Below are 1,559 nucleotides of genomic sequence, written 5' to 3'. Positions count from 1 at the left end.
GATGCATGAAGTTATCATGGTCTTTTTCCATTCCACATAAATAGACCGCTGACAAGATAACGACCGCAAATAACGCTAATACTGCGTTTGGTTGATTCAAAAAATAGAGTCCAACTCCAAGTACTACTAATACAATGATTGATAATCTCAGCGTGACCCTCGGTATTTTATCTTTCATAAGTAATTTCCTCTTTGCTTTGAGATTGTACTACTATTATGAAAGCTTTTTTGATATCACGCAATCACGACGCTCAGAAATTTTACAATTCTTCACCATTTGACTCGATAACTTTCTTATACCAGTAATAACTCTTCTTTGGTGTTCGACTGAAATCACCTTTATTGTCATCATCACGGTTAACATAAACAAATCCATAACGTTTAGCCATTTGACCAGTTCCGGCTGAGACCAAATCGATACAGCCCCAAGGTGTATAGCCAATCAAATCAACGCCATCCTTGATAGCTTCTTTCATTTGTTCAATGTGACCTTTAAGATAATCAATTCGATAATCATCGTTGATAGATCCGTCTTTTTCAACGGTATCACGGGCACCAAGTCCATTTTCTACAACCATAATTGGAATCCCATAACGACCGTAAACATCATTTAGATACCAGCGAAGTCCTTTAGGATCCATACTCCAGCCCCATTCACTATACTTCAAGTAAGGATTTTTGACCCCAGTTGAAAAGTTTCCAGCCGCTTCACCTTTACTCTCATCAGTCGTTAAAGTATTTGATGAATAATAACTGAAACTATAGTAATCGACCGTTCCTTCTTTCAAAATTTCCGTATCCTCAGCGGTAATATTCAATTTTACGTTGTGTTCATTCCAAAAACGTTGTGCAAAGTGTGGATAAGCCCCACGAACTTGAACATCACCACAGTAATAATTATTAATTTCGTTAGCCAATTGTGCCTTCAAAACGTCATCCGGATTAGATGTCAAAGGATAGTTGACGTTACCCGCAATCATACAACCAATCATATTGTCAGCATTGATCTTGTGACCAATCTTAACAGCCAGAGCACTCGCTACAAATTGATGATGCAACCCTTGCAAATTATTTTGGACATCTTCATCAGACATCTTGGGATTGAAAGGTGCAGCTCCGTCCTTAACTGGCAAGCCCAGTGACATATAGCCACCAAATAACATTCCGATATTGATTTCATTAAAAGTTAACCAGTATTTAACTAAATCCTTATATTCTGTAAACAAAGTTTTCGCATATTTAACATAAAAGTCGATAACTTTTCGACTACCCCAGCCGCCATATGCTTCAGTTAAATGATATGGCATCTCATAATGAGAAATCGTGACTAAAGGTTCAATCCCATATTTATGACATTCCTCAAAAACCTTACGATAGAAATCAAGACCTTTTTGATTAGGCTTTGCATCGTCGCCATTAGGAAAAATTCTAGTCCAGGCAACTGACATACGATAAGTTTTATAACCCATCCCTGCTAATAATTTAATATCTTCTTTATAGTGATGATAAAAATCACTACCTTGATGAGATGGATAATAAGCTCCCTCTTTGATGTCTTT

Annotated in this window: 1 protein-coding gene; it reads right to left on the bottom strand. The window is 37.0% G+C overall.

All coding sequences use genetic code 11. From position 1 onward, the window contains the following. Window positions 1-260: 260 nt before the first annotated feature. Window positions 261-1,559: glycoside hydrolase family 1 protein (locus FHL06_RS12835; protein WP_153386978.1), on the bottom strand; the 1,299-nt coding region annotated here is incomplete at its 5' end.

This window comes from Companilactobacillus halodurans (assembly GCF_009600985.1).
Lineage (GTDB): Bacteria > Bacillota > Bacilli > Lactobacillales > Lactobacillaceae > Companilactobacillus > Companilactobacillus halodurans.
The sequence above is the reverse complement of the archived record's forward strand: the minus strand, read 5'-3'. Positions and strand labels throughout refer to the sequence as shown.